This window comes from Hahella sp. HN01 (genome assembly GCF_018986435.1).
Classification (GTDB): domain Bacteria; phylum Pseudomonadota; class Gammaproteobacteria; order Pseudomonadales; family Oleiphilaceae; genus Hahella.
Map to the genome: position 1 here is coordinate 156,173 of NZ_JAHMIN010000026.1, position 15,841 is coordinate 172,013.

14 protein-coding genes are annotated in these 15,841 nt (G+C 53.9%); 8 read left to right on the forward strand and 6 right to left on the reverse strand.

Going from position 1 to position 15,841, the window contains the following annotated elements; translation table 11 throughout:
* Positions 1 to 17: 17 nt before the first annotated feature.
* Together KP814_RS22615 and KP814_RS22620 are read left to right on the forward strand one after the other, a co-directional pair.
* Positions 18 to 983: a DnaJ C-terminal domain-containing protein gene (locus KP814_RS22615; RefSeq protein ID WP_216738896.1), complete on the forward strand. Its 966-nt coding sequence runs from the start codon at positions 18 to 20 to the stop codon at positions 981 to 983.
* Between the two features lie 3 nt (positions 984 to 986).
* Positions 987 to 1,325: a chaperone modulator CbpM gene (locus KP814_RS22620; RefSeq protein ID WP_216738897.1), complete on the forward strand. Its 339-nt coding sequence runs from the start codon at positions 987 to 989 to the stop codon at positions 1,323 to 1,325.
* A gap of 50 nt (positions 1,326 to 1,375) precedes the next feature.
* Here KP814_RS22620 and KP814_RS22625 read toward each other — a convergent pair whose 3' ends face one another.
* A complete protein-coding gene (locus tag KP814_RS22625) occupies positions 1,376 to 2,371 on the reverse strand; it encodes a rhodanese-related sulfurtransferase (protein WP_216738898.1) in 996 nt (331 codons plus the stop codon).
* 269 nt (positions 2,372 to 2,640) lie between these two features.
* On the opposite strand from KP814_RS22625, the gene KP814_RS22630 reads away from it, so the two are divergent.
* A complete protein-coding gene (locus KP814_RS22630; RefSeq protein WP_216738899.1) occupies positions 2,641 to 3,147 on the forward strand; it encodes a DUF1993 family protein in 507 nt (168 codons plus the stop codon).
* Here the strand turns inward: KP814_RS22630 and KP814_RS22635 are convergent.
* Positions 3,129 to 4,976, reverse strand: coding sequence for an ABC transporter ATP-binding protein/permease (locus KP814_RS22635; protein ID WP_216738900.1), 1,848 nt, complete (start codon positions 4,974 to 4,976; stop codon positions 3,129 to 3,131). The genes KP814_RS22630 and KP814_RS22635 overlap by 19 nt on opposite strands.
* 269 nt (positions 4,977 to 5,245) lie before the next feature.
* Positions 5,246 to 6,181, reverse strand: a complete 936-nt coding sequence (locus KP814_RS22640; RefSeq protein ID WP_216738901.1) for an alpha/beta hydrolase — start codon at positions 6,179 to 6,181, stop codon at positions 5,246 to 5,248.
* Between the two features lie 193 nt (positions 6,182 to 6,374).
* On the opposite strand from KP814_RS22640, the gene KP814_RS22645 reads away from it, so the two are divergent.
* Positions 6,375 to 7,259, forward strand: a complete 885-nt coding sequence (locus KP814_RS22645) for a LysR family transcriptional regulator (protein ID WP_216738902.1) — start codon at positions 6,375 to 6,377, stop codon at positions 7,257 to 7,259.
* 381 nt (positions 7,260 to 7,640) lie between these two features.
* Complete coding sequence (locus KP814_RS22650; RefSeq protein ID WP_216738903.1) at positions 7,641 to 8,996, forward strand: cytochrome-c peroxidase; 1,356 nt, start codon at positions 7,641 to 7,643, stop codon at positions 8,994 to 8,996.
* A 12-nt stretch (positions 8,997 to 9,008) separates the two neighbouring features.
* Here the strand turns inward: KP814_RS22650 and KP814_RS33480 are convergent, their stop codons facing one another.
* Both KP814_RS33480 and KP814_RS22660 read right to left on the reverse strand, forming a co-directional pair.
* Positions 9,009 to 10,127, reverse strand: coding sequence for a GGDEF domain-containing protein (locus KP814_RS33480; RefSeq protein WP_216738904.1), 1,119 nt, complete (start codon positions 10,125 to 10,127; stop codon positions 9,009 to 9,011).
* A gap of 90 nt (positions 10,128 to 10,217) precedes the next feature.
* Positions 10,218 to 11,552, reverse strand: a complete 1,335-nt coding sequence (locus KP814_RS22660) for a DUF2235 domain-containing protein (protein ID WP_216738905.1) — start codon at positions 11,550 to 11,552, stop codon at positions 10,218 to 10,220.
* A gap of 391 nt (positions 11,553 to 11,943) precedes the next feature.
* Here KP814_RS22660 and xdp1 point away from each other — a divergent pair, with 391 nt between their 5' ends.
* Positions 11,944 to 12,675 carry an exosortase-dependent surface protein XDP1 gene (gene xdp1, locus KP814_RS22665; RefSeq protein ID WP_216738906.1) on the forward strand — a complete coding sequence of 244 codons (732 nt, stop codon included), beginning with the start codon at positions 11,944 to 11,946 and terminating at the stop codon, positions 12,673 to 12,675.
* 114 nt (positions 12,676 to 12,789) lie between these two features.
* Here xdp1 and KP814_RS22670 read toward each other — a convergent pair whose 3' ends face one another.
* Complete coding sequence (locus KP814_RS22670) at positions 12,790 to 13,254, reverse strand: MarR family winged helix-turn-helix transcriptional regulator (RefSeq protein ID WP_216738907.1); 465 nt, start codon at positions 13,252 to 13,254, stop codon at positions 12,790 to 12,792.
* 191 nt (positions 13,255 to 13,445) lie between these two features.
* On the opposite strand from KP814_RS22670, the gene KP814_RS22675 reads away from it, so the two are divergent.
* Positions 13,446 to 14,663 (forward strand): GGDEF domain-containing protein, encoded by a 1,218-nt coding sequence (locus KP814_RS22675; RefSeq protein ID WP_216738908.1) that lies wholly within the window; start codon positions 13,446 to 13,448, stop codon positions 14,661 to 14,663.
* 273 nt (positions 14,664 to 14,936) lie between these two features.
* Positions 14,937 to 15,710 carry a methyl-accepting chemotaxis protein gene (locus KP814_RS22680; RefSeq protein WP_256446070.1) on the forward strand — a complete coding sequence of 258 codons (774 nt, stop codon included), beginning with the start codon at positions 14,937 to 14,939 and terminating at the stop codon, positions 15,708 to 15,710.
* Positions 15,711 to 15,841: the final 131 nt, after the last annotated feature.

Here is a 15,841-nt window from a genome sequence, read left to right on the forward strand (position 1 = left end):
AAGGTTGGTAAAAATCTATGGAATTCAAAGACTATTACAAGATTCTCGGCGTCGCGGAAGCAGCATCCGCCGATGACGTCAAAAAAGCGTACCGCAAGCTCGCCCGTAAGTATCATCCGGATGTCAGTAAAGAACAGGATGCGGAGGTCAGATTTAAAGAAGTCGGCGAAGCTTATGAGGTATTGAAAGACCCGGAAAAACGCGCGGAGTACGATCAACTCAAGCGCATGGGCGCCTATAGCGAAGATGGCCGTTTTCGTCCGCCGCCAGATTGGGAGTCCGCTTCAAACTTCAACGGCGGCGGCTTCACCGAGGCGGACGCGCGCCACTTCAGCGACTTTTTCGAGTCCATCTTCGGTCGCGGCGGCTCCGCCCATCGCACCTATAAGCAGGGTCATCAGCAGAGCTTCCGCATGCGCGGCGAGGATGTGCACGCCAAAATCGCCTTGTTCCTGGAGGAAGCTTTCCACGGGTGTGAGAAACAAGTTCAGGTGCAAGTGCCGGAGATCGACGAATACGGGCTGGTAGGTCATCGCAGCAAATCTCTCAATGTGAAAATTCCAGCCGGCATGGGACCCGGACAGCACATTCGTTTGCGCGGTCAGGGCGCGGCGGGATTTGGCGGAGCTGAGAACGGCGATCTGTTTCTGGAAGTGGAGCTCGCTCCCCACCCGGTGTACTCCGTCGACGGCAAGGATATTTACCTGACTCTGCCCGTCTCGCCATGGGAAGCTGCGTTGGGCGCCACTGTGACAGCGCCAACATTGAGCGGTAAGGTCAACGTAAAAGTTCCCAAAGGCGCCAGCAGCGGACAAAAGCTGAGACTGAAAGGTAAAGGGTTGCCCGGCAATCCTGCCGGAGACCAGATTATCGTACTGCAGGTAACCTTGCCCAAGTCCCATAGCGCAGATGCGGAAGCGCTTTATAAGGAGCTTGCGGAAAAAGAAAAATCCTATAATCCGCGCAGCAAGTTGGGGGTGTGAGAGATGACGCGTAAAACGATCATCAGCACGGTGGAAGTGCTTGGACAAAGCGACACCTACACGTTGCGCGAATTATGCGAGCGCGGCGGCGTCAACGCCGAGTTCATTATCGAGCTGGTCAGTTATGGCGTCATCGCGCCAGTGGAGGAGCGGCCCGCCCACCAATGGCAGTTCGATACGCTGGCCCTTGCGCGATTAAGTCGGGCGATGCGCCTGCAGCGTGACCTGCAGCTCAACCTGCCCGGGCTCGCCATGTCATTGGATTTATTGGACGAGGTCAACGAACTCAGACGCGAAGTGGCGCGACTGAACCAACAACTCAGCCGTCTGATTGCGGATTAAGGCAGGGGAAACCACAACGAAAAAGGCCGGCGTTTAAGCCGGCCTTTTTGCTATTCAGCGCCCTGAGTCAGGTGCTGATGATAGTTTTTGCGCTTCAGCTTTTTCTCAGCCTGGCGCTTCTTGATGGCTTTGGCCGCTTCAGAGCCGATGTGCTCTTCTCCGCGTGACTTGGCCAGTTCGATCTGCTGCTCACGCGCTGCGAAACGGCGAAGCTGGTCTTCGGAGACCTTGTCATAACAATGAGGACAGCTGACGCCCTTCTTGTAATGCTCGCTCTGCATATCTTCCGTGCTGATCGGCATACGACAGGCGTGACACTGGTCATAGCTGCCTTTGTTGAGGCCGTGATCCACCGCCACCCGGTTATCGAATACGAAGCACTCGCCTTCCCAGGTTGATTCTTCCTGAGGCACTTCCTCCAGATACTTCAGAATGCCGCCTTCCAGATGATAGACATCCTCAAAGCCCAGCTCTTTCAAGTAAGCAGTGGATTTCTCACAGCGAATGCCGCCGGTGCAATACATCGCCACTTTTTTATGTTTGGCTGGATCAAGATTGCTTTTGACGTAATCTGGAAACTCACGGAATGTTTCCGTATTTGGATTGATCGCATTCTTAAACTTGCCGATTTGCACTTCGTAATCGTTACGAGTGTCGATCAGCAACACCTCAGGATCGGTAATCAGCGCGTTCCAATCCTGTGGTTTGACATAAGTGCCCACCACACGTTTCGGATCAATGCCCTCCACGCCCATGGTGACGATTTCTTTCTTCAGTTTGACTTTGGTTCGATAGAACGGAATGTTCTCATCGTAGGATTCTTTGTAGCTCAGGTCCGCCATACGAGGATCGGACTTCAGCCAGGCCAGCAGCGCATCCATCCCCTCGCGGGTTCCGGAGACCGTGCCGTTTACGCCTTCGCGGGCCAGCAACAGGGTGCCTTTGATTTCATTTTTCTCCATGACTTCAAGCAATGGAGCGCGCAGCGCCTCAAAGTCGTCGAGGGCGACGAACTTGTACAGCGCACAGATAACATACTGTGACATTCACTTTTCCTATATTGCGTGCTGGAACGTAAAACCAGAGCAAAAAATTTGCGGGCGACATTATACTCAAATTTTAACCAATCGCACGTCGGAAAACCGTAACCGCTAAAAAGTATGTCATTAAGTTACGTCTTCCCACTCGGAGCCAGTTAGAATGGGGAGCCCGGCGCCAGGATCTGTCGGCGCCGTCTGGTTAGCTTGTATTTACCGGCCATGACCGGCCTTATGACCGCAAATAACCAACTCTTATCATCGCTGGAGGCGATATTATGTCTATATCCATGTACCAGACTTCCGTCCCCATCTTTATCCGCATGCTCGGCAACCTCAACCAGATCCTGGAGAAAGCCGCCGCCCACGCGGAGAAAAAAGGCTTCAATCCTCAAAACCTGGTTAATTACCGCCTGTATCCGGATATGCTGCCGCTTTCTTCCCAGATTCAGATCGCCACCGATACGGTGAAAGGCTGCGTCGCCCGGCTCTCCGGCCAGCAGCCGCCGGTCTTCGAGGACAACGAGACCACATTGGCGGAGTTATCCGCCCGGGTCACCAAGACCATTGATTATGTAAAAACCTTCACGCCAGAACAGATCGACAATACGGAAGAAAAGACCATTCAACTGAAGCTGGGCTCTTATACGCCAACCTTCACCGGTCAGCGCTACCTGTTGCACTTCGTGCTTCCCAATCTGTATTTCCACATCACCACCGCCTACGCCATCCTGCGCCATAACGGTCTAGACATCGGCAAAGCCGATTATTTGGGCGTTGAATAATTCTCGTCTGAGGCTTCTTGCTCCGGCCCGGCGGCCGGAGTTTCCGCATCCTCCCGTTGCTGAATGCGCCAAAGGTTGGCGTATACGCCATTGCGCGCCAGCAGTTCAGAGTGCGTCCCCTGCTCAGCGACTTTCCCTTCCTGCAGCACCACAATCGAGTCGGCGTCGATAACCGTAGACAGCCGGTGGGCGATCACCAGACTGGTCTGCCCCTGAGAGACCTCCCTGATCGCCTGCAACACACTTTGTTCAGACTTGCTGTCCAACGAAGAAGTCGCCTCATCAAACACCAGTATGGGCGGGTTCTTCAAAATCGCGCGGGCGATAGCGACCCTTTGTTTTTCCCCCCCGCTCAACTTCAATCCACGCTCTCCCACCAACGTATTGGCGCCCTCAGGCAAACGTTGGATAAACCCTTCCAGATGCGCCATACGGATAGCGCGCCACACGTCTTCATCCGTCGCATCAATCCGACCATAACGGATGTTTTCGTATATGGTGTCGTTAAACAGCACCGTATCCTGAGGCACAATCGCAATCGCAGAACGCAGCGACCTCAACGCCACCTCCCGAATATCCTGCCCATCCACTTTTATCGCGCCGCCATTGACGTCATAGAAACGGAACAGCAGTTTGACCAGCGTCGACTTCCCCGCCCCGCTGCCTCCCACCACCGCCACTTTGCGCTGCGGTTCAATGCGGAAGCTAACGCCTTGCAATATGGGGCGTTGGGTCGAGTAGCCGAAATGGACGTCAGAAAATTCAAGCGCCCCCTGTCCAACCTGCAACTCCGGCGCGCCCACTTTGTCAGGCACTTGCGAGGTTCTGCGCAACAATACGAACAGTTGCTCAATGTTGGCGAGCGAGCCTTTCATCTCGCGGTAGATAAAACCCAGGAAATTCAGCGGCATGAATAGCTGCATCATAAAAGCGTTGATAAGGGCGAAGTCGCCTAAAGTCATGTCTCCCGCCACAACCTTTTGCGCAGCCAGAATCATCATCGACGTCATGGCCAGCGCCACAATAAACGCCTGCCCGCCGTTCAGTACAAATAGTGACAGGCGGTTCTTGCGCCGCGCCCGCTCCCAACGCGCTAGGTCGGCGTCATAGCGCTGCGCCTCGTATTCTTCATTGGTGAAATATTTCACTGTCTCGTAGTTGAGCAGACTGTCCACCACCCGGGTATTGCTTTCAGAGTCAGCGCGATTGGCTTCCCGCACATGCTCCGTACGCCAATCCGTCGCCACCACGGAGTAAGCGACGTACAACACCACGGCGACAAAGGTGATCAGCGCGAACCACAGGGAGTAGTTCATCAACAGCAGACCGATCACCATGAGGATTTCCAGCAGCGTGGGCGCGATATTGAACACCATAAACCGCATCAGAAAGCTGATGCCGGACAGCCCTCGCTCGATATCCCGAGACAGGCCGCCGGTATTGCGATTTAAGTGGAAATCCAGATCCAGGGAGTGCAAATGCTGAAACGCCTGCAGGCCGATGCGCCGCATGGCCCGCTCCGTCACTCTTCCAAATAATGCATCGCGCACTTCGCCGAACAGCACATTGCCGAGCCTTGCCGCGCCATAGGCCAACAGCAACGCCAGCGGCAATCCCACCACGATGTTGGCGCGCCCCGAATCGAGGCCATCGATAATGTACTTAAGAATAAACGGCAAGCCGACGCTGGCGCCCTTAGCCCCCATCAGACATAACAAAGCCAATGAAACCCGGCGTTTATGCTCAAGCAGATAAGGCCACAAAGATCGGAGAGTTTTGATCCCCGCTTCGTTGTCCGGCGCATCGGTGGCGGAACTGGAACGTCGCATAATGATATATCAGTCGTTAACAGGGTCAGTGTTAGGCCACAGCCTGCGTTAGGACGCGCCGGCGTAATAGCTAAATATAAGTACGTCACACGCTTGCAGCGCGGACAGGGAGCCCATCACTATAACAAGTACTTATAGCCCATTCCCCGCCAATTCTCTTATTGCGGCTCGAGATCGCGACCATTGAAAGAGTCTGAGAAGAGCGCCGAAAAGCATTGGCGAGGCGAATCATCGCCCAACCGCCATAATGACGCTCCCCCCGATCACGTTTAAAAGTGAGAGACAAGAAACTCGGACATCAACTGCATAGCGCGTTCCGCCGCGTCAATCTGAGCAAATCCATTAGGAAATACATGCGGCATCGCTTCCCAGACATGCGCGCTGACCACGGCTCCGGCCGCCTGCGCCTTTTCTGCGTACGCCAGGGAATCACTCAGCAGTATCTCGGCCGTTCCTACATGAATCTGCAACGGAGGCAATCCGGAATGCTGACCATACAGGGGCGAGACTTTCGGATCATATGCATCGTGGCCAGCAAGGTAATATCCGGCAAATGCCGCCACCGCGTCATAGGTCAGATAGAACTCCTCTTCGGCGCGCTCTTCGTGGCTCGCCCCCGTCAGAGCCAGATCGGTCCATGGAGACATGGTCACACAGCAAACCGGCGCGAGCCCATAAGCGCCCTCTTTGTCAGCGCCGATCTGCTCAGCCAATGACAGAGCAAGCCCACCGCCTGCGGAATCCCCCACGATGGCGATCTGTTGGCGTCCCGCCGCAATCAGCCCCGCGTATACCGCTTTCACCTGGTTCAACGCTGACGGAAACGGATGCTCGGGCGCCAGTCCGTAATCTGCGATAAACACATCGATTCCCGTCCGCGCGGCGAATTGCCCGGCAAAATGCCGGTAGGCATGCGCGGAACCGACCACATAACCACCGCCGTGCAAGTAGAGAATAACCGCGCCGGAAAGCACGTTTTTAACCCGCACCCAGACTCCCGGCACGCCGCCCACGGTATCGGAGTGATACTCCACACCAGCAGCGGCGGGCGTTTCTTCTATCATCTGATTATAGCTATCACGCGCCTGCGGACCGTTGAGCATGCCCTTGAAAGGAGCGGATTGCTGGCGTATGGCGTCTACAACGGCAAGGTCAGTCGGGCTGACGGGATGGTTGGTGAAGAGTTCGTTTTGGTCTCGGGACATCTTTTTACACCTCTGTAACTCGGACAACTTACGACAGGCGCGATACAACAACCGCTACGGGGCGGGGTTTAAGAGCCGCTACGGGGCGGGGTTTAAGAGCCGCCTGCTTGCGCCCTGCGAATGGAACTCGGGTAGAATAGGCCATCCCACAAATGACAATAAACAACCAATATTCTGACGGAGCGTTCCATAAATGAAACAAGCTATTGTCCTGGACGCCCTGGCGCACTTCGACCTCGTCGCGCGCCATGGCGGCTTCAGTCGAGCGGAACAGGCTTCTGGCAAACCTAAGGCCACGCTTTCCCGACAGGTTCGGGGATTAGAGGATCAGCTGGGCATTCGTCTGATCAACCGCGACAGCCGGGCTTTCGCCCTGTCTGAAGAAGGACGATGGCTGCACGAGCGTACACGCGACCTACTGGCCGATCTGAATGAGGCGGTGACTGCGTTGACCCACGACCGCGCTCCTGCCCGCGGCCGCCTTCGCGTCAGTTGCCCGATGATGTTTGGACATATGGTGATGGGACGGCGCGCCGCCGAGTTTGCGCAGGCCTACCCGGAAATCCAGTTGGAGGTGACGGTGGAAGAGCGCGAGGTGGACCTGATTGAAGAAGGGTATGACGTCGTCATTCGCGTCAATCCCCGCCCGGATAGCCAGCTTGTCGGCCGCTGCATACTGCGCAACGTCCAACACCTCGTGGCCCCGGCCGGGCTCTCGCAACCCCGTGATGAAACAGTTCCCATACCTGCGGTCACTCGTTCCAGCACGCCAGACGAACGCACGCTACGCGTGCTGGATGGCCAAATTGAACGGGCTTACCTGCTTCGCAGCGCACTACGTCTGCCCTCCCCGCTGATGCAGCGCGACGCGGTGCTCACCGGCGGTTTGGTCGCCATCTTGCCCTATGCTTTAATTGCACAGGATCTGGCCACCGGAACCCTGGTCGACTGGGGACGCCTGCCCACCCCACCAGTGGAAGTCTGGGCGCTACACGCCAGCCGCCGCCTCACCAGCGCCAGAATAAAAGCCTTCATAGATTTTCTGAGCGACCAGGCGGCGTTACCGCCGCCGGGTTAAATACTAAGACAGGATTTGTCCCATCTGACGGGAACCGACTGGACGCCTACGGCGGAACAGGATCAATTATGCGGGCTGTATATCCATGCTCTACATGCCCTTGCCCCAACTACAACAAGGCCGCAATTCGTCGCCCCCGCAAGAAACGTAACATTCTGTTTACAAAGAAAATTCATTTTAATAAAGTCGTATAGGCCTACCTAACGAAAAAGCAAAGGAGAGCTACGCCACCAAAAGTACAAAGTCGGGTCAATTTCAGAGGCTCCGGGTTAACCAAAATACGAAAAATGATGCTAGAACCCGCATCGCCTCATACAAGCTAACAACAAATAATACAAAGCAGAGGAAGCATTACTGCGACAGCTTTTCAGGGAGAATGCTGTGACTCGTTCCAATCAAAATAATCTCTTACGTCGTTCTATCGCACTTACTATTTTAACCAGCGCACACGCCTTGGCCGGGCCTTTACCGACGCCTGTCGTCGATTCGGATTACTACGATAATGGCGATCCGGCTCCAGCTAAATATGAGTTGGGGCGGATGCTCTTCTTCGACAAAATCATGAGCGGCAATCGCAATATTTCCTGCGCCACTTGCCATAACCCTCTTCTGGCCACAACGGACGGACTGTCTTTGGGCATCGGCGAAGGCGGGCGATTTATCGGCCCTTATCGCACCACAGGTTCCGGCGACGACGCCGTGCCCGGTCGTATAGGTCGACATGCGCCACACCTTTATAACCTGGGCGCGCGGGAGTTTATTCATCTCAACTGGCAAGGCATCATGGAGGGCAATGCGGACAAGCCCAGCGAAATCAGTATTCCAGCCGGTCCGGAAAAACCAGGTGGGTTAGATAACGTGCTAGCCGGACAGGCGCTGTTCCCCATCGCCAACATCAATGAGATGATCGGACAGCGCGGCGAGAATGAAATCGCCGACTCCGTCCGCCCCGGCAATGGTCGCTTCCGTCCCATTTGGGAAGGTTATCTGAAACGCATCCGCGCCATTCCAGAATATGTCGAGTTATTCCAGGCCGCATATCCCAATATCAGCCTGCCTGAAGATATCAAGATCGCTCATTACGCAAACGCCATCGCCGCTTTTGAAACCAACGCCTTTCGCGCCGACAACAGCCGTTTTGATCAGTATCTGCGAGGCGATGTCGACGCTCTCAGTCCGAAGGAAGTGGAAGGTATGAACTTATTCTATGGCGCGGCAGGTTGCGACAGCTGTCATAGCGGTAAATTCCAGACCGACCACAGCTTTCATAACATCGCCATGCCGCAAATCGGCCCCGGGCCGGAGGCGCGCATGCCATTAGAGGATCGCGGCAGGACGGAAGCCAGTCGTGAACAGAGCGACTTCGCCAAGTTCAAAACACCCTCGCTGCGTAACGTCGCGCATACCGCTCCGTACGGCCACAGCGGCGCTTATGCATCATTGGAAGGCGTCGTCAGACATCATTTGAATGCACTGGAGTCATTGGACAACTACGACACATCGCAGACGTTGATGCCCTCTCGCAGCGATCTGGACGAGATTGACTTTCAGGGGTACGAGGATGTTTCGTTACGGGACAAGATCGCTCAAAACAACGAGCTACGCCCCAACCCACTATCGGATGCAGAGGTCAGCGCTTTAATCGCCTTCCTGCATACGTTGACGGACGCAAACAGCCTTGATCTTCGTAAACTGATTCCCAACCAGGTTCCTAGCGGCATTGCAGTCAGTGATTAATATTGAGTTGTACTAGGTAAGGGTATCCGCGGTTTGCTCCGCGGATACCACTCGATTACGTCCCGCGCCTTTGGCCGCATACAAGGCTTGATCCGCTCTGGCGATCAAGCCTTCCATAGCCTCGCCCTCTTCCAGCTCCGCCGCGCCAAGAGAGATGGTGACGCGAAACTCCGGCGCCACTTCCGGAAATGAAATATCCATGACCGCCCGCCGTAATCGTTCTGCTGTAATGAAAGCCCCATCAAGGGGCGTTTGCGGAAGAATCAGTAAAAACTCCTCTCCGCCATAGCGTCCTAAACAATCGATAGAACGCACCAGGGACTGCATGGTTTCCGCCACTTTTTTCAGCACGGCGTCCCCCGCCTGATGGCCATAGGAATCATTGATGCGTTTAAAGTGATCGATATCCAGCAGACAGAGCGACAAAGCGCCTGAACTACGCCGACAACGACTGAGCTCATTGGACAGTTGCTTCATTAATTCCCGTCGGGTGCAGAGTCCGGTCAACTCATCTGTACTCGCCATCACGCTGATTTTTTCCAGCGCTTCATTCAATTGATGATTCTTCGCCCTCAGGCTCGCGCGTAAATTACTGATGAAGCCGCCAATCAGAGCCATCTGCGCCATGACCATGAAAAGCGCGGTCAACAATACAAGTTCCGAGTTCGGCGTCACTAAGCGCGGTTTGAGCCATAGCAGCAGACCAAGCAGCCCCAGATACCCGCCGAAATAAGCTGCAGCAACGCGAATATAGCGTTTGGTGTCGATGCCGAGGATGCCATATAGCAGAGGAATGATAGCCACCATCGCCACTGCGCTGCGGGCCTGGTTGTCGTCCATGAAATACATGATATACAGCGGAGGAAATAAGGAGACCAGCATCTGCTCTTCCGTGAGGTTGGGATCTTTACGGCTTAAATTCCAATTACTCAGGAAGCACAGGTAAAAACCGCCGTTGATGGCGACGCTCATGATGAGGAAATGCACCGCATAGCGCAGCTCAAGCAGGCCTGACGCCCACCCCGCCATGGCGACAGCGAAGGTGAGGAGATAAGACCCAAAGGTCATCAGCGTGCGGCGCTTGCGAATGTGCTGATGACTCTTTATACGCTCGTCCAGGCTGCTGCTCACTTTCCTTTGCGCTCCTTTCCTTTCGATTCATTTCTACTCTCTGGAGCCACCCTGATCTCCAGTCGCAAAGGAACGGAACCGCTTAATCCGTCATGCAGCGAATGCCAACCCCGCCTCTTGTCCATTACGCCATTTCACTTCCGCAAAACGCTCGCCCCATAATGGATGCCGAACAGTAACACGGTTTTGTTCGCTGATAGCGCCGACCGCCTCCAGGCGGGCGCCAGCGCCGGAGTAATCCAGTACCCGGCAAAGTTCTCCCGTTCCGGTAAGCGTCGCGCTCACTGCGGCTTCGTCCACAAGAATGCGCTCACATCTACGGGGATAGAACAGGGGGACATGATCATTGAATGCAGCGTACAAGTTGCCCTTATTGAGCCCGGAGCCTTTATTGTCCGACCTGACTTTCGCAAAGTGATGAATTTTCTCATTCACTCCCAGCTCCAACCCAAGCTCTTCTCGCTGCTGAGGGCCAATCGGACGACAGAACTCGCCCATCGCGGCATAAATACCGTTGAATTCATCATGCAAGGAACCCATTTCACGGTGTTCCTCAGCGGTGGACATCACCATGGACGAATCAATATAGAGGCCATGAGCCCTGGCTTGTTCACTCATGAACGCCAGGGTCAAATCAGACAATTCCGCTTCGCTGTAGCCGCCTCCCACATCAGAATGGCTGCCCGGCAACCAGACCTGCAGTATGCGCTGGTTATCCCGATCGCGACGCAACTCGGAAGCGTCAGGATGATGGGTCCACAGATCCGGGGAAAACGGCTTGCGCAACTCATCAATCGCAAGGGCCTGCACGGCGAACTTCACCGTATCGGACAACTGAGTGTCATGGAACCCCACCCAGCGTCTGGACAGCGCGCGCAAACCCGTAATGGGAGCGCCCAACGCGCCAACGGTGTCCCACACCCCCATGAACTCAATTTCCACGCGCCGATTCTGACTCTCCACCAGATCAATCAAGCGACGGGCAGTGTAGGCCTGCGCCAACTGCTCACGTTCTTCTGGTTGAGTGCGATAGTAGCGATAGGCTAATGGGAAGTTTTTCATTTCATATTTCGGCAGTAACCCGAATAAATGAATGAAACCGGCGAGAGACCTGACGGTGTAGGCCCCGCGGCTGAATCCAAACAAATAGATACGATCACCTTCCGACCAGTTATTAGCCAGAAAGCGATAAGCATCCATGACATTATCGGACAGTCCTGCACCCAACGCGCCCCCAACAAAACGGTCCCACAAACCGTTCACACCCACGCCCATATCGTAGAACACCACCTGATGCGCCCCTTGGTAACAAGGCGTAATAGAGCGCACCAGTTTGAGCACATTCGTAGGATGACAATTCACATCCTGTTCGGATTCCGGTCTATTCCAAGTACCATCGCAGCAGACAACTATCGACTTGCCCATACATCCCTCCCCCGTATTGCATTGCGGGCCGGTCTTCGATCCTTGTCGGCGCAGGCATGCGTGGCGTCAATCGCGCGTTCTCCAGCAGAATCGAAGAGGCATCAGCGACCAGGGAAATTTCACCTACTATTTCCCTTTACACATGTATAAAAAATAGTCTACCGCACTAAAAATGCAATCCGCCCCGAAGGCCTTGCACGCCAAGGCCACGCACAAAGAAAGTTATCGTAGACCTTCTTTATTGGGCGAGACAAAGCGTCATATTCCTTTACACTATCAACCTTAACAATATACCTAACTCTTTGTTTTAAAACATGTGGCACGCCTATTGCTATCTAATGAGCCAGAATTTCACTACAACCTCAAAGATATTTCTTAATGGAGTAACGACATGTTCAAATTTATCGCAAAAAGCGTACTGGTCTCCGGGCTGACGGTTTCCTCAGCATTCGCAAGCACTATCTCCTGGGACCTGAATGATGGCGTTGCTTACGGTTCCTACAACAACTCTATTTCTTACTCTAAAGACGGCTTGGGCCTGACTGTCACCGCATGGAGCGACACCAAAGGTTCTTCCGACAACAAACTCGAAGATGCGCGTCTGGGACGTTGGGACGGCCTGGGCGTTTGTAACGACGACGAGTACAGAGCGGATCGTTGCGCCTCTCCTGAGCATTCAATTGACAACGACAGCGGCTACGGCGCCGACTACGACATGATCATGTTGTCTTTTTCTGAAGCCGTTAACCTGAGCTCTTTCAAGAACGGCTGGTACTACTCCGACTCCGACGTTTCCATTCTGGCCTACACTGGCGGCGCTTCCGCTTATGACCTGAATGACAAAGAGTGGAACGATCTGTTGGGCGACGGCTGGAGCGTGGCGGGCAACTACGCCGACACCAAGAAAAACGAAACTGCAACTGGCACTGACATCGCGTCCAAGTTCTGGTTGATTGGCGCTTACAACCCTGCCTTCGGCGAGAGCTGGTCTTCATACAATGACCACTTCAAACTGAGACATGTCACCATCGAAACTGTCGATGTTCCAGAGCCTGCGACTGTAGCGCTGATTGGTCTGGGTCTGGCTGGCTTCGGCTTGTCCCGTCGTCGTAAAGCAGCGTAACTCACGCTTAAATAAAAAAGCCGGCGACGCCGGCTTTTTTATATTTGACCCGTCCTGAATTGAGTTGACACCTATTTCAGAACTAGACACCAACGTATAATTTTCAACAACGCCTCACTCTAACTTCTCACGCTTCAACAACGCCTGACGTAATTCTTCCAGTTGCTTCCGCAACGCCTTCGCTTCATCCATCTTTAAACCGGAAATGCAAAGCACCTGCTCTGGAATGCTTTCCGCAGAGTCTCTTAATTGTCTTCCCGCTTCCGTTAAAAACAGACGCACGACTCTTTCATCTTCCGTTGAGCGTTTACGTTGCAGCAACCCCTCTTTTTCCAGACGCTTAACTACTGGGCTCAGAGCGCCGAGATCCTGGGTCAATTGTTTCGCCAGCTCTGAAGAGGTCAGCCCTTCCTGCTCCCAAAGCACCAGCATGATCAGATACTGCGGGTAGGTCAGCCCCAACTCGCTCAATAGGGGTTTATATAGTTTACTCATCGCCAACGAAGTGGAGTAAAGAGCAAAACAAAGCTGCTCGCCAAGTTTTAAGGCCTTTCCGGGAGGGGTCGTCATAATCGTCATTCTCTTTTTCTGGTCTCGCAGCGCGCTCTGTGCGAGGAAAGCGGCTAATATTTAAATTATCCGCAAGCTGCCCGGAGCATTGTACGCCATCCATCGGGTCGAGACAGAGGAACTGGCATGCGCGTTTCAAGGCGTGAAAAAATAGCAGTATGCGCTTATAGTCAAAAATTTACTCCTATTGGGAATATCCCATGCGAGGATTCGCCTTCCATCGCAATTCGCCAAATAATCGGGACCTCCCACCGGAGTTGCGAGATGAACTGGAGCAACAGCGCAAACGTGACCTGGCCAACCGCCAGCGCCCCGGAATCCTGTTCTATCCCGCAACCTGGGTGTTCATCTCGGCGGCGATCATGTTTAGTTCTCCCACCCCAGAGAAATCTCTTTGGCTGGCTTATGTCGCCCTGCTGATCATTGCCGTATCAGGCTATCGTTATTACGCGATGCACCAGTTCATGCGTAAGCTTGAGGTAGGGCATGAGGCTTCTTATATACCTCTATTATTTGGCGCCAGCTTCAGCGCAGGTCTGTGGGGCGGCATCGCTGCGCTATCAGTGCTTCCTACGCCTTTTTCACCGCACTTCCCTTTGTTTCTTACCTGCACTCTCGGACTGTGCGCCGGCGGCGCCGCATCCCTGGCGATTCTGGGTCGCATGGTGAATCTGTTCATCATTTGCCTGCTGGGCCCTATGACTCTGGCGCTGTTTTCCCCCTACGCCACCCAACCTGGCGCGGTCGGCTTTTTATTGATTACTTTCGGCCTGGGTATGAGCTGGATCTCCACCTTGCCCCGTCACGAATACGAAGTCGCGGTGTTAAGCATCATAAAGCTGTCACAACAGGCCAAATACCTGACCGAACTGACGATTCAAGATGGTCTGACCGGCGTCAAAAACCGCCGTTATTTTGACCAAATTCTAAATACCGATTTGCGGCGAGCCTCCCGGTTGAACTACCCCATATCACTCCTGCTCATCGACATCGATCACTTCAAACGGGTCAATGATCGCTACGGCCACTTGGTTGGCGACGAGTGTCTGGTGCAAACCGCACAAACCCTGATGCGACAGTTACAACGCAACAGCGATGTCCTCGCTCGCTATGGCGGAGAAGAATTCGGCATCATTTTGCCGGGCGTGGATGCGGAGGAAGCCGCCGCGCTGGCGGAGAAATTACGCAAAGCGGTGGCGGCATGCGCCGTGTGGAATCTATCGGACCCGGTATCCGTCACGATCAGCATCGGCGGGGKCAGCGGCGTTCCTCGAGAGACCATGACGCCCAAACAACTCCTGGAGCTTGCGGACAAAGCGCTCTATCAGGCCAAGTCTTATGGTCGTAATTGCGTATTCTGGTCCTCGCTGGATGGCGTTCTGACGCCTATAGAGTCAGAGAAAGGACCGCAATACTGACCCCTCATCTTTATGAATTTTAAATAGATTTGCGCAGGCGAAATTTACCGCCTGCGTCTACACTCAAGAATACTCCTTGACGCCATCCACCGGCGCAGGCCTGCTTAAATCGGGCGATGACAAAAAACATGACCACAGGCGGATAAGAATATGTTCGGATTCGGCAAACCACGCGCAAATGACGACCAGACCATCATAGACAACTCACGCTTGCGGGAGTTGGAGCGCAAAGCGGAATTGCTAGACAGGCTTATGGAGAAGAGCCCTGCGGCCATGGCGAAATCGATCCACGACAATGCCGTCAAAGTAAAAAAATCCACAGAAAAGCGACTGTCTGAAATTCAGGACAGTTGTCATCAGTTGGAAGCGTTTATAGATCACTCCGCACAAATCAAAGGGGTGACGGAACAATCCGTGGAGGTGGCGGTGGGCACCGTCGACACCACCCAGCAAAGTGTGGCCGACATCAAGCAACTGTCCTCAAATATCGAAGCCTCTTCGCGCTACATCAATGAATTCACCGATCTGCTGTCCTCGTTGGAAGAAAGCAACAAGACGATCAATCAGCTAGTCGAATCCATCAAAGCTATCGCCGACCAAACCAACCTGCTCGCCCTCAACGCTGCTATCGAAGCCGCTCGGGCGGGTGAGCACGGCAGAGGATTCGCCGTCGTCGCGGACGAAGTACGGCAACTGGCCACCACCGCCAACGAATCGGCGGAAGAAATACAAAGCGAAATAAAGAAAATCACCGACATTTCCGGACGCGTCATCCAGAAGCAGCAGGAAGTGTCCGAAGTCATAGGCAGCAGCGTCACTATCGCCAGCGAAACCGTTCGCAATCTCAACCAATTAATGAGTTCCGCCACTGAAAGCGCGGAGGCGGCAAAAGGCGTCGCTCGGGATTTCGACCATCTTTCACAAGAGCTCGATTCACTTAATCATCGCACTCAGAATCTATTGGAAGACACTCATAAGTCCGTTGAAGGCGCTGATGAAAATATTCATCTCAGTGAAGAACTCCGTCAACATCTCAGCGCCAAGTAAGCTTTTCTTAATTACGGAAGTGCGACCAACTCATTGATTTATTTGCACTTCCGTACCACTTTATTTCCTCTAATATACGTTTATATGTGCGTATAAACACATAGTCTTCATATTCATTTTCTTTCGGAAAC